Annotated in this window: 6 protein-coding genes; 4 read left to right on the top strand and 2 right to left on the bottom strand. The window is 69.5% G+C overall.

The window, feature by feature from the left end:
- The 3 genes from ACL03I_RS35335 to ACL03I_RS35325 all read left to right on the top strand — a co-directional run.
- Positions 1 to 13,251, top strand: a 13,251-nt coding sequence (locus tag ACL03I_RS35335; RefSeq protein ID WP_412808128.1) for an amino acid adenylation domain-containing protein, incomplete at its 5' end; no start/stop codon positions are given.
- Positions 13,252 to 13,489: 238 nt separating this feature from the next.
- Positions 13,490 to 14,479 carry an alpha/beta hydrolase gene (locus ACL03I_RS35330; RefSeq protein ID WP_355076310.1) on the top strand — a complete coding sequence of 330 codons (990 nt, stop codon included), beginning with the start codon at positions 13,490 to 13,492 and terminating at the stop codon, positions 14,477 to 14,479.
- Between the two features lie 134 nt (positions 14,480 to 14,613).
- Complete coding sequence (locus ACL03I_RS35325) at positions 14,614 to 15,855, top strand: Nramp family divalent metal transporter (RefSeq protein ID WP_355076312.1); 1,242 nt, start codon at positions 14,614 to 14,616, stop codon at positions 15,853 to 15,855.
- A 22-nt stretch (positions 15,856 to 15,877) separates the two neighbouring features.
- On the opposite strand, the gene ACL03I_RS35320 is transcribed toward ACL03I_RS35325, so the two are convergent.
- Both ACL03I_RS35320 and ACL03I_RS35315 read right to left on the bottom strand, forming a co-directional pair.
- Positions 15,878 to 16,903, bottom strand: a complete 1,026-nt coding sequence (locus tag ACL03I_RS35320; RefSeq protein ID WP_355076004.1) for an SDR family oxidoreductase — start codon at positions 16,901 to 16,903, stop codon at positions 15,878 to 15,880.
- Positions 16,904 to 16,951: 48 nt separating this feature from the next.
- On the bottom strand, positions 16,952 to 17,767 hold the full coding sequence (locus tag ACL03I_RS35315; RefSeq protein ID WP_412808127.1) for an enoyl-CoA hydratase-related protein: 816 nt from the start codon (positions 17,765 to 17,767) through the stop codon (positions 16,952 to 16,954).
- Positions 17,768 to 17,894: 127 nt separating this feature from the next.
- On the opposite strand from ACL03I_RS35315, the gene ACL03I_RS35310 reads away from it, so the two are divergent.
- Positions 17,895 to 19,163: a TetR/AcrR family transcriptional regulator gene (locus ACL03I_RS35310; protein WP_355076008.1), complete on the top strand. Its 1,269-nt coding sequence runs from the start codon at positions 17,895 to 17,897 to the stop codon at positions 19,161 to 19,163.
- Positions 19,164 to 19,210: the final 47 nt, after the last annotated feature.

Below are 19,210 nucleotides of genomic sequence, written 5' to 3'. Positions count from 1 at the left end.
TCGGGTGGGGCGTATGTGCCGTTGGATCCGGATCATCCGGCCGAACGCATCGCGCACATCCTCGACACGGCGCAGCCGGTCTGCGTCCTCACGACCTCCGCCGACGCGGTGGACGTGCCGGAAGGCACCGCGGTCCTGCTGCTGGACGCGCTGGATCCGAACCGATTCGACGACAGCCCGGTTCGCGCGGAAGAACTGGTGCGTCCGGTGTCGCCGCACCATCCGGCGTACGTGATCTTCACTTCTGGGTCGACCGGCAGGCCCAAAGGCGTGGCGATCTCGCACTTCGCGATCCAGAACCAGATCAGCTGGATGCTCGCGGCCTATCCGCTGGACGCCGACGACGTGTACCTGCAGAAGACGGCGACGACCTTCGACGTCTCGCTGTGGGGATACTTCCTGTCGCTGCGCGTGGGCGCGAAGCTGGTCGTCGCCGCCCACGACGGGCACCGCGATCCGGCGTATGTCGCGGAAACCATTGCGGCGCAGGGTGTGACGGTGACGGACTTCGTGCCGTCCATGCTGACGGTCTTCGCCGCGCACACCGCTCCCGGGTCGTGCCCCACTTTGCGCGACATCTTCGTGATCGGCGAAGCGCTGCCGCCGGAGACCGTCGCCGCCGTGCGCACGGTGACCGACGCGGCCGTGCACAATCTCTACGGCCCGACCGAGGCGGCGGTGTCGGTGACCTACTGGCCCGCGACGGCCGCGGACGAGCGCAGCGTGCCGATCGGCGTGCCGCAGTGGAACACCCAGGTGTATGTGTTGGACGCGCATCTGCAACCCGTGCCGGTGGGTGTGCCCGGTGAGCTGTACTTGGCCGGTGATCAGCTGGCCCGCGGTTATGTGCGGCGTCCCGATCTCACGGCAGACCGGTTCGTGGCCAATCCCTTCGGCAACGGTGAGCGGATGTACCGCACCGGTGACCTGGTGGTCTGGCGCGCCCCGACCGAAGCGCTGCCGCATCGGCTGGACTACCTCGGCCGGACCGATTTCCAGGTGAAGTTCCGTGGTCAGCGGATCGAGCTGGGCGAGATCGAGACGGCGCTGCTGGCGCAGCCTTCGGTGAGCCAGGCGGTGGCCTTGGTCGCGCCTTCGTCGCTCGGGGACCAGCTCGTCGCCTACACGGTCCCCATGCCGGGGTACTCGATCGAGCAAGGCGAGCTGCTCGCTGCAATCGGGGAAACGCTGCCCGGCTACATGGTTCCGGCCGCCATCGTCGCACTGGATGCGTTGCCGCTGAATCCCAGCGGCAAGCTCGATCGTAAGGCGCTTCCCGAACCTGCCTTCACCGCGCGTGAGTTCCGTGCGCCCGCGACGGCGGTCGAGGAGATCGTGGCGGGTGTGTTCGGCGAGGTGCTCGGTGTGACCCGGGTCGGCGCGGATGACGACTTCTTCGCGCTCGGCGGTAATTCGCTGGTCGCCACGCAGGCGGCGGCGCGCTTGGGTGCGGCGGTCGATGCTCGCGTGCCGGTGCGGGTGCTGTTCGAGAACTCGACGGTGGCGGGGTTGGCGGCGGCGCTGGAGTCGCACACGCCCGGTGAGCGTGGTGTGGAGCTGGGGAGCATCGCCCGGCCGGAGCGGTTGCCGTTGTCGTTGGCGCAGCGGCGGATGTGGTTCCTCAACCGCTTCGACCACGTGGACGGCGCTGCCGCCACGGCCTACAATCTGCCCTTCGCATTGCGGTTGACCGGCGAACTGGATGTCGCCGCGCTGGGTGCGGCGCTGCACGACGTGGTGGCGCGCCACGAGGTGCTGCGCACGGTGTATCCGGAGACCGCGGATGGTCCGGTGCAGGTGGTGCTGGCCGCCGGGCAGGTGGCGCTGGATGTGGGCGCGCATGCGATCGGTGCGGACGAGGTCGCGAGCGAGGTGTACACGCTCGCGGCGACTCCGTTCGACGTGACCGCCGAAGTGCCCGTGCGGGTGCGGCTGCTGCGGATCGCGGACGCGCCGCATGAACATGTGTTGGCGGTGGTGGTGCATCACATCGCGGCGGATGCGTCGTCGATGGGTCCGTTGGTGCGGGATGTGATGGTGGCGTACGCGGCGCGTACTTCGGGTGAGGCTCCGGGGTGGTCGTCGTTGCGGGTGCAGTATGCGGATTACGCGTTGTGGCAGCGTGCGGTGTTGGGGGAGGAGTCGGATCCGGGTTCGATTGCGGCTCGGCAGATCGGTTTCTGGCGGGAGCAGTTGGCTGGTCTGCCTGATTTGCTGGAGTTGCCGACGGATCGTCCGCGGCCTGCGGTGGCGTCGCTGGCCGGTGCGCGAGTGGATATCGAGATCGATGCGGCGACGCATGCGGGACTTGTGGATTTGGCTCGTGCGCATGGGGCGACGTTGTTCATGGTGGTGCATACGGCGTTCGCGGTGTTGTTGGCTCGGTTGTCGGGTAGTTCGGATATCGCGATCGGTACTCCGGTGGCGGGTCGTGGTGAGCGGGAGTTGGATGATCTGATCGGTATGTTCGTCAATACCGTGGTGTTCCGGACGCGGTTCGAGCCGGGTGAGTCGTTCGCGGGTTTGCTCGGTAGGCAGCGTGAGTCGGATCTGGCTGCGTTCGCGCATGCGGATGTGCCGTTCGAGCGGTTGGTGGAGGTGTTGAATCCGCCGCGGTCGACGGCGCGTCATCCGTTGTTCCAGGTGGGGTTGTCGTTTCAGAACGTCGCGCGGGCGGTGTTGGAGTTGCCGGGTTTGTCGGTGGCTGGTGTGGACGCGGATTTGGATGTGTCGCAGTTCGATCTGCATTTGATCGTGGGTGATGCTTATGCGGAGTCGGGTGCGGCGGCTGGTATCGGTGGGTTCTTGACGTATGCGACTGATCTTTTCGATCGGGCGACGGTCGAAGGGTTCGCTGATCGGCTTTCGCGCATTCTCGCCGCCGTGGTCGCCGATCCCACCGTCCCGGTCGGGGATATCGACCTACTCGCAGGCACCGAGCGCACCGACGTGCTCACCGCGTGGAACGACACCACCCATCCGGTGCAGCCCGCCACCTTGGCATCGCTACTGCGCCGGACCATCGCGGCGGCGCCGGGAGCCGTCGCGCTGGTCGCGGACCTATCCGGCGGCGAACGCGCCGAGCTGAGCTACGCCGAGCTGGCCGCTCGGGTGAACCGCCTCGCCCGTTACCTGATCTCGGTGGGCGTCGGCCCCGAAACCCGGGTCGCGCTCGCGTTCCGCCGATCGGTGGATCTGGTCGTGGCGATGTACGCGGTGGCCGAGGCCGGTGGGGCGTATGTACCGGTCGACCCCGACCAAGCCGCGGACCGGACCGACTACATCCTCTCCGTCTCCGCCCCGGTGTGTGTGCTGAGCAACGCGGAGTCGGACTTCGATACCGATGTCGCGCCGGTGGTGCGGCTCGAAGATCTGGAACTGACCGCGGTCGCGAGCGTGCCGCTCACCGACTCCGAGCGGGTCGTGCCCCTACGGCCGGAGAACACGGCCTACGTCATCTTCACGTCGGGTTCGACCGGACGCCCGAAGGGCGTCGCGGTGCCACACGCGGCGGTCGTGAACCAGTTGCTGTGGAAGACGGCCGAGTTCGAGCTGACGCAGGACGACTCGGTGCTGCTGAAGACGGCGGCCACGTTCGACTTGTCGGTGTGGGAGTTCTGGTCGGCCGCTGTCCGCGGTGGCCGTCTGGTGATCGCCGCGCCGGATGGTCATCGGGACCCCGCGTATCTGCACGACCTGATGGTGCGGGAATCGGTCACCACCCTGCACGTGGTGCCGTCGATGCTGGCGGCGCTGTCGGCACACCGGCCTGCGGCGGACGACTGGTCGCCACGGCGGGTGCTGGCGATCGGTGAGTCCCTACCCGGTTCGGTGGCGCAGCGGTTCCTACGCGGCTGTCCGCGTACGGAATTGTTCAATCTATATGGTCCGACCGAGGCGGCGGTGTCGATCACCAGCCATCGGGTGACGCTCGCTGACGAGATGTCGGTGTCGATCGGCGGGCCGGTGTGGAACAGCCGGGTGTTCGTGCTGGATGGTCGTTTGCGTCCGGTTCCGGTGGGTGTGTCGGGTGAGTTGTATTTGGCTGGTGCGCAGTTGGCGCGTGGCTATTTCGGTCGTGCGGATCTGACGGCGGATCGGTTCGTGGCGAACCCGTTCGAGCCGGGTGCGCGGATGTATCGCACCGGTGATTTGGTTGCGTGGACGAGCACCGGCGAACTGGAATATCGGGGTCGTACGGACTTCCAGGTGAAGATCCGTGGTTTCCGTATCGAGCTCGGTGAGATCGAAGCCGCCCTGCTCGCGCTGCCGCAGATCGCGCAGACGGCGGTGATCGCGAAGTCGGATCCGAAGACCGGTGACCGTTTGGTGGCCTACCTGGTGCCTGCCGAGGCCGGTGTCGATGTGGCGCGGGTGAAGTCTGAACTCACTGCTGGGTTGCCGTCGTACATGGTGCCGTCGGCGTTCGTGGTGTTGGATGCGTTGCCGTTGAACGTCAACGGCAAGCTCGACCGCAAGGCGTTGCCGGAGCCGGAGTTCGAGATTCAAGCCTTCCGTGCGCCGTCGACTCCGATCGAGGAGATCGTGGCGTCGGTGTTCGCCGAGGTGCTCGGGGTGGAGCGTGTCGGCGCGGATGACGACTTCTTCGCGCTCGGTGGTAATTCGCTGTTGGCGACGCAGGTCGCGGCGCGGATCGGCGCGGCGCTGGATGCCCGTGTGCCGGTCCGCGCGATCTTCGAGGCAGCGACCGTCGCCGCACTCTCGATCAAGGTCGAGCGGGGCTCCGGTGAACGCAAACGTATCCCGCTCGTCGCGGGTCCGCGTCCGGACCGCATCCCGCTGTCGTTCGCGCAGCAGCGCATGTGGTTCCTCAACCAGTTCGACACCTCGGCCTCGGTCTACAACATCTCGGCCGCTATCCGCTTGTCCGGCGACCTGGACGTGGCCGCGTTGCGGCTTGCCGTCGCCGACCTCGTCGCCCGTCACGAGATCCTGCGCACGATCTACCCGCAGACGCCGGACGGCCCGGTACAGCGGGTCCTCGCTCCGCACGAGGTTGCGGTGGATCTGGCTCCCGTGCAGATCGGCGACGAGCACGTCGCGGGCGAGATTCAGCGGGTCGTCGCCGCGGGCTTCGACGTGACGGTCGATGCGCCGTTGCGCGCGAAGCTGTTCCAGCTCGCGGGCACCGAATACGTGCTGGTCTTCGTCGCCCACCACATCAGCGCCGACGGCTGGTCGATGCGCCCGCTGACCAGGGACCTGATGCTGGCCTACGTGGCGCGCACCGGCGGCCAGGAGCCGTCCTGGGTCCCGCTGCCCATCCAGTACGCCGACTACGCGCTCTGGCAGCGCGACGCGCTCGGCCCCGACGACGACCCCGAGTCGCCGGCGGGCGAGCAATTGGATTACTGGACCACCGAACTCGCCGACCTGCCCGACGAGCTGAACCTGCCCGCGGACCGGCCGCGCCCGCCCGCCCAGTCCTTCGCGGGCGGCAGAGCCGATTTCGTCATCGAGGCCGACGTGCACGCCGCGCTTGCCGATCTCGCGCGGCGGCACAACGCCACGCTGTTCATGGTGGTACACGCCGCGTTCGCGGTGTTATCGGCTCGTCTGTCCGGCACCGAGGACATCGCCATCGGCACGCCCGTCGCGGGCCGCGGCGAAGCCGAACTGGACGACCTGATCGGCATGTTCGTCAACACGCTGGTGCTGCGCAGCCAGGTCACGCCCGGTCTCGGCTTCACCGAACTGCTGGCTCGCACGCGGGAAACGGACCTGCGCGCCTTCGCCAACGCCGACATCCCGTTCGAGCGGCTGGTCGAAGTGCTCGCCCCCGAACGGTCGGCCGGTCGCCATCCGCTGTTCCAGGTGGCGCTGTCGTTCGAGAACCTGTCCGCGACCGGCTTCGAGCTACCCGGCCTGAGCCTCACCGCGCTCGACCCGGCCGCCGACACCGCCAAGTTCGACCTGCTGCTGACCGTGCGCGAGCAGCGCGCCGAATCCGGTGCGGAAGCCGGCCTGGCCGCCGAATTCACCTACGCTCGTGACCTGTTCGACGAAGCGACCGTGGTCGAGTTCGGCCGCAGGTTCCGTCGCATCCTGTCCGCGGTCGCCCAGCGCCCGGAGACCGCCGTCGGCGATCTGGAGATCTTGGACGACTCCGAGCGCGCGGAGCTGATCGCCCGTACCGGCGCACCCGCCGTGCCGCCGCGCACGCTGCCGGAACTGATGGCCGCGGCCGTCGCCGGGAATCCGGCCGGAATCGCCGTGGTCGCGGACGACCGCACCTTCAGTTACGCAGAACTCGACGCGGCTTCGGCGCAATTGGCGCGGGCGCTGATCGACCGCGGCGCGGGACCGGAAGTGCCGGTCGCCATTGCGATCCGTCGTTCGGTGGAATCCGTGCTGGCACTGTGGGCGGTGACCAAGACCGGGGCGGCGTTCGTTCCGATCGACCCGACCTATCCGGCCGACCGCGTCGCGCGCATGGTCGCGGACTCCGGCGTAGCACTCGGCGTGACGCTCACCGCCGAACTGGACAACCTGCCCCTGCCCGGCGGCTGGCTCGCCTTGGACGATCAGGACTTCACCCTCGACGTCGCAGTGCGCTCGGATGAGCCATTGCGGCCAGACGAGCTGCGCGGACCGCTGCGCGCGAGCAACGCCGCGTATGTGATCTACACATCCGGCTCCACCGGCGTGCCGAAGGGCGTCGTGGTGACCCACGAAGGCCTGGCGAATTTCAGCGCCGAACAGGTGGAGCGCTATCGGCTCGACAGTTCCACCCGTGCCCTGGCGTTCGCGTCGCCTTCGTTCGACGCGTCGGTGCTGGAACTGCTGCTCGCGCTGGGTTCCGCGGGCGTGCTCGTGGTTGCGCCGCCGTCGACCTTCGGTGGCGCGGAACTGGCCGAGCTGATCCGCGCCGAAGGCGTCACGCACGCCTTCCTCACGCCGTCGGTGCTCGCCTCGCTGGATCCGGACGCGTTGCCGGGGGTGCGGGCCGTCGTGGCGGGCGGCGAAGCGGTGCCCGCCGATCTGGCGGCCAAGTGGACGACCATGTCCGAACGCGATTTCCACAATGGTTACGGGCCGACCGAAACCACCATCATGACCAACATCAGCGACCCGCTCCGGCCCGGCGAACCGGTCACGATCGGCGGACCGATCCGCGGGATGCGGTCGTTGGTGCTCGACAGCAGGCTGCGCCCGGTGCCCGAGGGCGTCACGGGCGAGTTGTATCTGGGCGGCATCCAGCTCGCGCGTGGCTATCACGCGCGCTCGGCACTGACCGCCGCTCGCTTCGTGGCGGACCCGTACGGCGTGCCCGGCGAGCGTCTCTACCGCACCGGCGATCTGGTGCGCTGGCGCCGCGGCGGCGGTGCGCCGGTCCTGGAGTACCTGGGCCGCAACGACTTCCAGGTCAAGGTGCGCGGCTTCCGCATCGAGCTCGGCGAGATCGACGCCGCGCTCACAGCCCAGCCCGAAGTCGACTTTGCCGTGACACTCGGTCGCGAAACCGGTTCGGGCGCCACCATGCTGGTCTCGTACGTGCTACCGGCCGAGGGGGCGACGGCCGACCCGTCCGTGCTGACCGAACGGATCGGACGCAGACTGCCGGAGTACATGGTTCCGGCGGCGATCGTCGTGCTCGACGCGATTCCGCTGACCCCGGCGGGCAAACTGGACCGCAAGGCGCTGCCCGCGCCCGAGCCGGCCCTCCGCGCCTACCGCGCGCCGCGAACCCCTGCCGAACTGGTGATCGCCGAGGTGATCGGCGAGGTGCTCGGTCTCGAACGGGTCGGGATCGATGACGACTTCTTCGCCCTCGGCGGCGACAGCATCGTGTCCATCCAAGTGGTCTCCCGTTCGCGCGCACGAGGTGTGACCTTCGCGCCGCGGGACGTCTTCGAATGCCGGACCGTCGCCGCGCTGGCCCGCGCCGCCGCGGTGGAGGGCGGCGACGGCGGTGACGAGGCGGGCGAACTACCGCTGACGCCGGACGCCGCGCGGATGCTGGACGAAGGCATCGAAGTGCGGGCCATCGCGCTCGACATCCCCGAGACCTGCTCCGTGGAGACGGTGCACGGCGCGGTCGCCGCAGTGCTCGAGCAGCATCCGATGTTGTGGGTACAGCTGCGCTACGGCGAGGACGGCACGCCGGTGCTGCGCATTCCCGCCGCCGCCGAACGCACCGGCGAGGCGTTCCGCAGGCTGGACCCGCAGCGCGGCGAGACTTCGCTGCCCATCGATGACGTTGTGCAGGCGGTCGCGGCCGCCCTCGACCCCGAACAGGGCCGCAACATCTACTTCGTGCTCACCGGCGGACCCGAGGCCCGCTCCACGCTGATCGTCGTGGCCAGCAGCCTCGTCATCGACGACGTTTCCTGGCGGGCGGTCGTCGACCAGCTCACCGCCCGGTGGGAGCGGGCGCGCCACGCCGCGCCCGCGAGCGCCGAAGCCGACCTCGGCGTGCTCATCCGCGCCCTCTCGGCCAAGGCGCACGATCCGGTCACCGTCGCCGAAATGGATTGGTGGCGACCAGCGCTCGGCTCCGTCCCGGAGGGCGCGGGAACCGAGGGACGGGATCTGCACGCACGCAGCCGGGTATCGCTCACCATCACCGCGGAGGGTGCGGCGGCCGTCGCCGCGGCCGCCGAGGCCTACCACGCCGGGGTGGAGGACATCCTGCTCACCGCGCTGGCGCTGGCACTGCAGACCTCCGCGGGAGAGACCGTCACACGCGCCATCGGTTCGGTCGTCCGGCTGTCCGCCGACGGTCGCGCGGCCACCGACGCCGATGGGGCGAGCACGGTGGGCGGCTTCGTCACCGAATATCCGCTGCCGTTGCGGTTGAGCCGGATCGACATCGATGATGCCCTGATCGGCGGACCGGCGGCGGGCATCGCGATCGCGCAGATCAAGGAGTTGCGCCGGTCGGTGCCCTCGCGCGGTGTCGGCTACGGCCTGTTGCGCCATCTCAATGCCGAGACCGCCGCCGAGCTGCGTGGCCTCGGGCGTGGCCGGTTCGCGCTGCGCTACCGGGACCTGCGTCCGGCGCGCGTGCACACCGACATCCCGTCGGACGACCTGCTGCTCGTACTGACCGTCGACGCCACCGACGACGGCCTGCTCGCCCGGTTCGACTTCGCCGCCGCCGCGTTCCGCGGTGAGGACGCGAAAACGTTCGCCGAGCACTGGATCCGCGCGCTCGGCGGCCTCGCCGAGCACGGACTGCGCCCGGACGCGGGCGGCTACACCCCCTCCGATTTTCCGCTGGTGCGGCTCAAACAGCCCGACATCGACCGCTTCGCCCGCGCCTACCCCGACCTGTCCGACGCCTGGCCGCTCACCCCGCTGCAATCGGGCATGTTGTTCCACGCCCTGCTCGCGGAGCGCTCGGTGGACGTCTACACCACCCAGTTCGTGCTCGATCTCAGCGGCGCGGTGGACGCCCGCCGGATGCGCGCGGCCGCGCAAGCGGTGCTGGACCGGCACGACAACCTGCGCGTCGCCTTCGCCGACGACAGCGAGGGCAAGCCCGTACAGATCGTGCAGGATTCGCTGGAGGTGCCGTGGCGGCTGATCGATCTGGGTCAGCTGGAACCCGACGCGGCCCGAGCCGAACTGGAGCGGATCAAGGCGGCGGATCTGGCCGACCACTTCGACATGCGGACCGCGCCGCTGTTGCGGTTCGCGCTGATCCGCTCCGCCGCGGCCCGCTACCACCTGCTGGTGACCAGTCACCACATCCTCGTCGACGGCTGGTCCATGCCGCTGTTGATGAAGGATCTGCTCACCCTGTACGCGTTCGGCGGCAAATCCCGGCACCTGCCCTCGGTGCCGTCCTACCGCGACTATCTGGCCTGGCTGGTCGCTCAGGACGCGGAAGCGGCCCGTTCCGCGTGGCGCGCCGCGCTGGCCGGTGTCACCGAGCCGACGCCGCTGGCGCCGGTCGATCCCGGCCGCGAGATCGCCTCGGGCGTGGGCGAAGTCGGGTTCGAGTTGTCCCCCGCCGACACCACCGCGCTGACCCGGCTCGCGTCGGGGCTGGGCGTCACGGTGAACACCGTGGTGCAGGCGGCCTGGGGGCTGTTGATCGGTCGCACCGCCGACCGTGACGACGTTGTCTTCGGCGCCACCGTGTCCGGCAGGCCGCCCCAGCTGGACGGTGTCGAGGCGATGGTCGGCCTGTTCCTCAACGCGATCCCGGTGCGGGTGCGGCTCGACCCGACCGGCACGCTGGGCGGGCTGCTGCGGCAGCTACAGGCCGAGCAGGCCGCCCTGCTGGACTATCACTACCTGGGGCTGAGCGACATTCAGGAAGCCGTCGGCGTGGAGGGGCTGTTCGACTCGCTCGTCGTGTTCGAGTCGTTCCCGGTGGACCGGGAGGGCCTGGACCGGGCCGGCGCCATCGACGGTATGAGCGTCACCGGCGTCGGCGCGGTCAACGGCACCCATTACCCGTTCACGGTCATGGTGGTGCTGGACAACCAATTGCGCGTCTCGGTGAAGTACCTGCGCGACGTCATCGACGAACCGGCGGCGCTCGCGCTCGCACAGCGGCTCTCGGCGCTGATCGGCCGCTTCGTGACCACTCCTCAGGCGCGCGTCGGCGATATCGACGTGCTGCTGGACGCCGAGCGCGCCGAGCTGGCCGCGCACAACGCCACCGACGTGCCGGAACTGCTCGACGGCGCGACGTTGACCTCCCTGTTCGACGCGCAGGTGGCGCGCACGCCGGACGCGCCGGCGGTCCGCTTCGGCGGTACCACGCTCACCTACGCCGAACTCGACTCGCGCGCCCGGTCCTTGGCCGTCGAGCTGATGCGTTGGGGCGTCGGCCCGGAGACGCTGGTCGCCGTGGCCATGCGGCGCGGCATCGACCTGGTCGTCGCGATCTACGCGGTGCTGCGCGCCGGTGGCGGTTACGTCCCGATCGACCCGGACCACCCGGCCGAACGCAGCGAGTACGTCCTCGGCAGCGCCGCCCCGATCTGCGCTCTGACCACCACCGCGGACGCGTTCGACACCGCGACCGGCGTGCCGGTGGTCGCCGTGGACACGCTGTATCTGCCTCCGTACGAAGGTCCTTGGCCGCAGGAGGAGGTGCGTCCGGACACCGTCGCCTACGTCATCTACACCTCCGGCTCCACCGGCCACCCCAAAGGCGTGATGATCACGCACCGGCAGATGGTGAATCAGTTCCGCTGGGCGCAGTCGGCCTACCCGCACGGCGGCGACGACGTGGTGCTGCACAAGACGCCGATCACGTTCGACATCTCCGCCTGGGAGTTGTTCTGGCCGTTGCAGACCGGGGCGTCGATCGTGATCGCCGCGCCCGACGGGCATCGCGACCCGGCCTATCTGGCCCGCGTCATCGTCGACAACGCGGTGACCACGGCGCATTTCGTGCCATCGATGCTGGACGCGTTCTTGGATCCCGTGGCAGGCCCGATCGTGGCGTACCCCTCGCTGCGCCGGGTGTTCGCCGCGGGCGAGGCGTTGTCCGGGGCCATCGCGAAAAAGTTCGCCGCGGCCGTGCCGGGCGCCGAGCTGATCAACTGGTACGGCCCCGCCGAGGCCACCGTGGTCACCGGCCATCCCGTGCGCGACACCGCCGCGGCGGCGGTTCCGATCGGCATCCCGGCGGCCAACACCCGCGTGCACGTGCTCGACCGGCAGTTGCAGCCGGTGCCGCCGGGCGCGGCGGGCGAGTTGTACGTCGCGGGTGCGCAATTGTCGCGCGGCTATCTCGGGGCCCCGGCCCTGACGGCCGAGCGTTTCGTCGCCCATGCGGGCGGCACCCGGCTCTATCGCACCGGGGACATCGTGCGCTGGCACGACGGCGCGCTGGAATACCTGGGCCGCAGCGACTTCCAGGTCAAACTGCGCGGCCAGCGCGTGGAACTCGGTGAGATCGAGGCCGTGCTGACGAGTCATCCGCAGGTGCGGCACGCCGCGGTCTCGGTGGTGCGTGGCGCCACCGGCGATCGGCTGGTCGCGTACGTCGTCGGCGCGCCGGGGACGACCCTCGACGAAGCCGCGTTGGCGGCGCACGCCCGCGCCGCGCTGCCGTCGTACATGGTGCCCTCGGCTGTCGTCGCGCTCGCCGAGCTTCCGCTCAACGCCAGCGGCAAACTCGACCGCAAGGCGCTGCCAGCGCCGCCGTTGGTGGCGCGTCCGTACCGCGCGCCGGGCACGCCGCTGGAGCGGACCGTGCTCGAGGTGTTCGACGAGGTCCTCGAACCCGGCCCGGCGCATCGGGTCGGGATGGACGACGACTTCTTCGGCCTCGGCGGCACCTCACTGGTCGCCACGCGGGCGGTCAGCAGGCTGCGCACGCTCACCGGCGCCGAGGTGCGGGTGCAGTGGTTCTTCACCGACCCGACCCCGGCGGCGCTGGCGGCCCGGATCATGGCCGCGCTGGCCGACGATCACGACTACGACCAGGACTCGAACGCGGCGCTCGGCGTGCTGCTGCCGATCCGCACCATGGTGCCGCACGACGTGGCCGCCGCCGAGCCGCTGTTCTGCCTGCATCCGATGTACGGGTTGTCCTGGTGCTACGCGGGCCTCGCGCGCTACGTGCCCGCAGGCACGCCGATCTTCGGCCTGCAGTCCCCCGCGCTCACCGAAGAGGGCTACCTGCCGGAGTCGCTGTTCGAGATGGCGCACCGCTACGTGGCCGAGATCCGCGCGGTGCAGCCGCACGGGCCCTACCGGCTGCTCGGCTGGTCGCTCGGTGGTGTGCTGGCGCACGCGGTGGCGACCGAACTCCAGGCCGCGGGCGAAGAGATCGGCCTGCTGACCATGCTCGACAGCCACCCCGACATCGACGTCACGGATTTCCGGGCGGCGATCCGCGAGGCGCTGGCCGAACTCGGCATCGGCGCGGACGCCCTGCTGCCCGGCGAGGGCGACGTCCACGATCTGAGCGAGGCCGCGCTGGCCGCGCTGCACGCCACCATCCCGCCGGACATGGCGGTGCTCACCCCGGACCGGGTGCGCCGGATCTACCGCAGTGCGGTGCGCTCGGCCGAGTTGATCGCCGAGCACCGGCCGGACGTCTTCCGGGGCCGATTGGACTACTTCAGCGCGGCCGGTCACGACACCGCGGCGGCCGGCTGGCAACCTTATGTCGACGGCCGGGTGGACGATCATCCCGTCGGTGTCTCGCACGATCAGATGACATCGCCGGAAGCGCTCGCGCAGATAGGTCCCAGATTGTCCGAGTTGCTCGATCCCCCGGGGTGGGAAGCGACACGGAACATGGGGCGGTCATGATCGAGCCGACACCGTTCCGGCATGATAGGGCAACGGTGCGGTAACGAAGTCCACTGTTGTGACGACTACATAGGCCGTATGGTCGGGCGGGATGCCTGGGCATCCACCCCGGCGTGTGGGGCATGCAGAGCGAATCTCGAGACGAAGCGAAGGTGCGAAATTGATACGTCGACAGAGCCGGCGCGGTGGCCTGCGGGCCGCGGCCGCCATCGCGGCAACCGCGGTGCTCGCGGGGATGATGACCGGTCTCGGCGCGTCCAGCGCGACAGCTGATCCGATCATCGATTCCAAGACTCTGTTGGGCAACCCGGTCGCCCCGGACGGTTCGCGTATCACCAAGGCCGAGTACAAGGACGCGCGCAGCATCCGGCTGTACGTGTACTCGGCGGCGATGGACGAGAAGGTCATCATCGACGTCCAGCGCCCGGCCGACGCCTCCGTGCCGCGTCCGACGCTGTACCTGCTCAACGGCGCGGGCGGCGGCGAGGACGAAGCCTCGTGGCAGGCGAAGACCGACGCGCTGCAGTTCCTGTCGGACAAGAACGTCAACGTGATCCAGCCGATCGGCGGCAAGTGGAGCTACTACACCGACTGGATCAAGGACGACCCGGTACTCGGCCGCAACAAGTGGAAGACCTTCTTCACCGAGGAGCTGCCCCCGCTGGTCGACGGCGCGCTGGGCACCAACGGCGTGAACGCCATCGCGGGCCTGTCCACCTCGGGCACCACGGTGCTCGCGCTGCCGATCGCCAAGCCCGGCCTGTACAGGGCGGCCGCGGCCTACAGCGGTTGCGCGCAGACCAGTGACCCGGTCGGCTCCGAGTTCGTCAAGCTGACCGTCGAGACCTGGGGCGGCGGCAACACCGACAACATGTGGGGTCCGGAAGGCTCGCCGGACTGGGTGGCCAACGACCCGTACGTGAACGCCGAGGGACTGCGCGGGCTCGACCTCTACATCTCCACCGGCAACGGCCTGCCCGGCCAGTACGACACGCTCAACGGTCCGTACGCGCTGCCCGGCGCATACGGTCTGGCCAACCAGATCGTCATCGGCGGCGTGATCGAGGCGGGCACCAACTACTGCACGCACAACCTGAAGAACAAGCTGGACCAGCTGGGCATCCCGGCCACCTACAACTTCCGCGACTCGGGCACCCACTCGTGGGGCTACTGGCGCGACGAGTTCCAGCTGTCGTGGCCCGTGCTCGCGAAGGGGCTCGGTATCTGATCCGAATCGAGCCGGGACCGCCCGGCAAGATTCCTCCGACCGCCTGGTCGCCGCTGTCGCGCGACCAGGCGGTCTTCTTTATGGGGTAACCTTCACAAAAAAGTTCGGGAACCCGTAAAATTCAGTTCGTGGGTATTACGTTGGTCGAGTCGACCAAGTCCGTCACCGGGCGCGCGCGTGCCGCGACCGTTCTGCTGGGGCCCGCGTTCGTCGCGGCCATCGCGTACGTCGATCCCGGCAACGTCGCGTCCAACATCAGCGCGGGCGCGCAGTTCGGCTACCTCCTGGTCTGGGTCATCGTGCTGGCCAACGTGATGGCGGGGCTGGTCCAGTTCCTCTCGGCCAAGCTCGGCCTGGTCACCGGGTGGTCGCTGCCGGAGGCGGTGCGCGCGAAGGCGAGCGGTCCGGTCCGGCTGGCCTACTGGGGCCAGGCGGAGACGGTCGCGATCGCCACCGACCTGGCCGAGGTGGTCGGCGGCGCCATCGCGCTCCATCTGCTGTTCGGCCTGCCCCTGCTGGTCGGCGGCGTGATCACCGGCGCGGTGTCGATGGTTCTGCTGCTGGTGCAGGACCGTCGCGGCCAGCAGCCGTTCGAGCGGGTGATCACCGGGATGCTCGCGATCATCGCGATCGGATTCCTGGCGAGCGTGGTCATCGCCCCGCCGTCGGCCGGGGGCACGGTGGGCGGTCTCCTGCCGCGCTTCCAGGGCACCGAGAGCGTGCTGCTCGCCGCCGCCATGATCGGCGCCACGGTCATGCCGCACGCGGTCTACTTGCATTCCGGCCTGGCCCGCGACCGGCACGGGCAACCGGCGCCGGGGCCGCTTCGCGCGAGGCTACTGCGGATCACCAAGGTCGACGTCGGGCTGGCCATGATCTTGGCGGGCACGGTGAACCTGGCCATGCTGCTCATGGCGGCCAACACCCTGCGCGGCCGAAACGTCGAGACCATCGAGGACGCGCACGCGGCCGTCGGCGACGTGCTCGGCCCGGCCGCCGCGCTGCTGCTCGCGATCGGCCTGCTCGCCTCCGGCCTGGCCTCGACGTCGGTCGGCGCCTACGCGGGCGCGATGATCATGCAGGGCCTGTTGCACCGGCGAATCCCACTGATCACACGCAGGCTGATCACGTTGATCCCCGCCATCGCGGTCCTGGCGCTGGGGATCGACCCGACCCGCGCGCTGATCATCTCCCAGGTGGTGCTGTCGTTCGGCATCCCGTTCGCGCTGATTCCCTTGGTGCGCTTCACGAGTGACCCCACGCTGATGGGCGCGGACGTCAACCATCGCGTGACCACCGCGCTGGCCTGGACGGTCGCGGCGATCATCTCCGTGCTCAATGCCGCCCTGATCTACCTCACCGTCACCGGGCGGTAGCCCGCCCGGCGCGGCGCGCCGATCAGACCCAGTTCTCGATCCAGTACTTCCAGATCCGTGGTGCGTAGGCGTCCAACGGCGGAACCCTGATGTCGGTGCCCGCCAGGGCCGCGCTGGTGTGCCTGCAGTCGAACCAGCAGGCGAATTCACTGTGCTCCAGCACGTCCAGCGGCACACCGACCCGGGGCAGCAGCCAGTTCGCGCCGGGGACCCGCAACATCATGTCCAACGTGCGCTTGGGCATCACCTCGACCAGATGTGGCGCGCCCGCCTCGTCGGCGAACAGGTTCAGCGCGTCGACCGCGCTCTGCCTGCGCGGATCCACCAGGTGATAGGTGATCTTGTCCGAGCCGGCGCGATGCGCGATGTGATCGAGGGCGCGAGCCACGAAATCCACCGGGACCATGTTGGTCTCGCCCAGTTTGGGCACCAGGACCGGCAGCAGCCTCGGCAGCTGCGCGCCCATGCGCAGTAGGCGGAAGAAGTAGTACGGGCCGTCGATCCGATCGATCTCGCCGGTCCTGGAATGCCCGATCACGATCGACGGGCGATAGATCCGCCAGCGCAGCGACGATTCCCGGACGATCCGCTCGCCCTCGAAGTTCGCTCGCTGCATCGGGGTGGCCAGCGCCTGCCCGTGATCGAACATGTCCTCGGTGAACAGGCCCTCGGTGGACCCGGCCACCTCCACGGTCGAGACGTGGTGCAGCAAGCCGACGCCCAGCTCCTCGGCGACGTCGACCAGGTGCCTGGTCCCGCCGCCGCGCTCGGTCAGGTCGTAGCCTCCGGCCAGATGGAAGACGTGCTCGATGGCGCCGCGATGCCGGGCCAGCCAGGTCGGATCGATGCCGAGTCCCGGGGCGCCCAGATCGCCGCGCACCGGACGGACGCGGTCGCCGCCCGCCCATTCCTGCGCGCAGCAGGCGAACCGGTCGGCCGAGGCGTCGCCCGGCCGAACCAGCACGTGAATGTCACCCTCGCGTTTCAGGAGCTCAGGGATGAGAAAACGACCGATGAACCCAGTTGCCCCGGTAACCAGGTAAGTCATAGCCGATGAACATAGTCGCCTGTCGGTAGCTACGTTCCGGCGGGCTGATCAGTCGGCGAAGACGGGCTTGCGCTTGCTGAGCATCGCGGTCGCGCCCTCGATGAAATCGGGGGAGCGCAGCAGCTCGGTCTGCCCCGCCTTCTCGGCGGCCAGGGCCGCGTCCAGCGCCGTCAGCGTGGCCTGGTTCAGCGCGTGCTTGGTGAGTTCCAGCGCGCGGCGCGGACCCGTGGCGATCTTCTCGACCCCGGCCTCGACCGCGGCGTCGAGATCGTCGTCGGGCACGACGGCGGTGAACAGACCGGCGGCCGCGGCTTCCCGGGCGGGCAGCCGTTCGCCGAGCAGTGCCATCCGCGCCGCCAGCGGGCGGCCCGCCGCCGCGGCCACCAGCGCGGCCGCCCCGCCGTCGGGCATCAAGCCGATGTTGATGAAGGCCAGCAGCAGGTAGGAGTCCTCGCTCGCGTAGACCAGGTCGGCGGCCAGCGCGATGCCGACGCCGACGCCCGCCGCGGCGCCGCGGATGCGCACGATCACCGGGACCGGCGCGTCGACGATGGCCCGCACCAGCCGGTTCGCCGCGTCCATCACCATGTCCGAGGTGATGCCCCGCCGCGCCTCGTCCGCGCTCGCCGAGAGATCGGCGCCGGTGCAGAAATCGCCGCCCTCGCCGGTCAGTACGATCGCCCGCACCGCGCGGTCGTCCGCCGCCGCGCGGAAGGCGTCCCCGAGCGCGACCATGGTGTCGTAGTCGATGGCGTTCTTCCGCTTCGGGTTGGTGATCGTGATCCGGAGCACCTTGCCGTCCTGGACCGCGGTGAACTTCGCGGCGGAGGGGGCGGCCGGGGCCGCGGAATCGTTGTTGCTCACGTTTGCTCCTAAGCTGCAATTCGCCGGATGCCAGGCCGTGAATAGTGGTTAACTTTGCGAATTGTGGTTAACTTAGGTTCCATTGTCGGGCGCTGTCAACCAGCGCCGCCGGAGAACGGAGAGGTGCATGGTCGCGGATCGCAGCGAGGTCGATCTCGCTCCCGCGCGCCCCGAACCGGGCAGGCGGGCGAGCGCTGAGGGCGCGCCGTCGGTGCGCCGCCGTCCGAAGGACCGCAAGGTACAGATCATCCGGGCGGCCGCCCGCGCGTTCAGCGAACGCGGGTACTACCCGGTCGGCGTGGACGAGATCGCCGCCGAGGTCGGCATCTCCGGTCCCGCCCTCTACCGGCATTTCACGAACAAGTACGCGTTGCTGGTCGCCGCCGCGGAGGAGGGCGCGCAACACCTGCTGAACGTCGCCGAGGGGGCCGACGACACTCGGCTGGACCCGGTGCGGCGCGCCGACGCGCTGATCCGCGCGATCAGCGAGCACACCGTCGACATCCGCCGCGAGGCCGGGCTCTACCGCTGGGAGCGGCGCTATCTCGAGCGGGACGACCGCGTCCGGATCAAGAAGATCTACGACGACCTGAACAACACTCTCGCGGCGCCGATCGCGCTGCTGCGACCCGAGGCGCCGCCCGCGGACGTGGCGATGCTGGCCGCGGGCGTGCTCAGCGCGATCGCCAGCATCGCCGCGCACCGCACCGCACTGTCGAGCGCTCGGCTGCTTCCGCTGTTGCGTCAGATGTCCTGGGCCATCCTGCGCACCGAACTGCCTCCCGCGCCCGCCGAACCGGATCCCGGCCCGCCCGTGCGCGGCATCCCGGTGACCTCCAAGCGCGAACAATTGCTCACCGAAGCCATCCGGATTTTCGGCAGGCAGGGGTATCACGAGGCGAGCATCGAGGAGATCGGCGCCGCCGTCGGCATCAACGCCTCCAGCGTGTACCGGTACTTCGCGAGCAAGGCCGACCTGCTCGCCGCGGCGTTCCACCGCACCGGCGACCGGCTGGCCATCGCGATCACCGAGGCGCTGGCCGAAGCCACGAGCCGGGCGGACGCCGCGCGCAACGTGGCCGACCGCTACGCCAAACTGAGTTTCGCCATGCCCGAGATCATGGCGGTGTACTACGCCGAGTTCGGCAACCTGCCGCAGGCCGAGCAGCACAAGCTGCGCGCCATCCAGCGGCAGAACGTGCTGGAATGGGCCAACCTGCTGGACGGCGACCCGGTGGAAGCGCGTTTCCGGGTGCACGCCGCCATCAGTCAGGTGATCGATGTGGGCAGGCTGATCCGATTCGATTCCCGGCCCGCGCAATTGGCCCGCGTCACCGCGCTGATGGACGCGGTGCTGCTCGCCGATAACGCGCAGCCGGACGATGCCCGCCATTAACCCCGTGCATGGCCGCAAGCAGCGAAGGCGGAGGTAGGCGCAGCGCA

Origin of the sequence: Nocardia sichangensis, from assembly GCF_047200615.1 — a bacterium.
GTDB lineage: Bacteria > Actinomycetota > Actinomycetes > Mycobacteriales > Mycobacteriaceae > Nocardia > Nocardia sichangensis.
The sequence above is the reverse complement of the archived record's forward strand: the minus strand, read 5'-3'. Positions and strand labels throughout refer to the sequence as shown.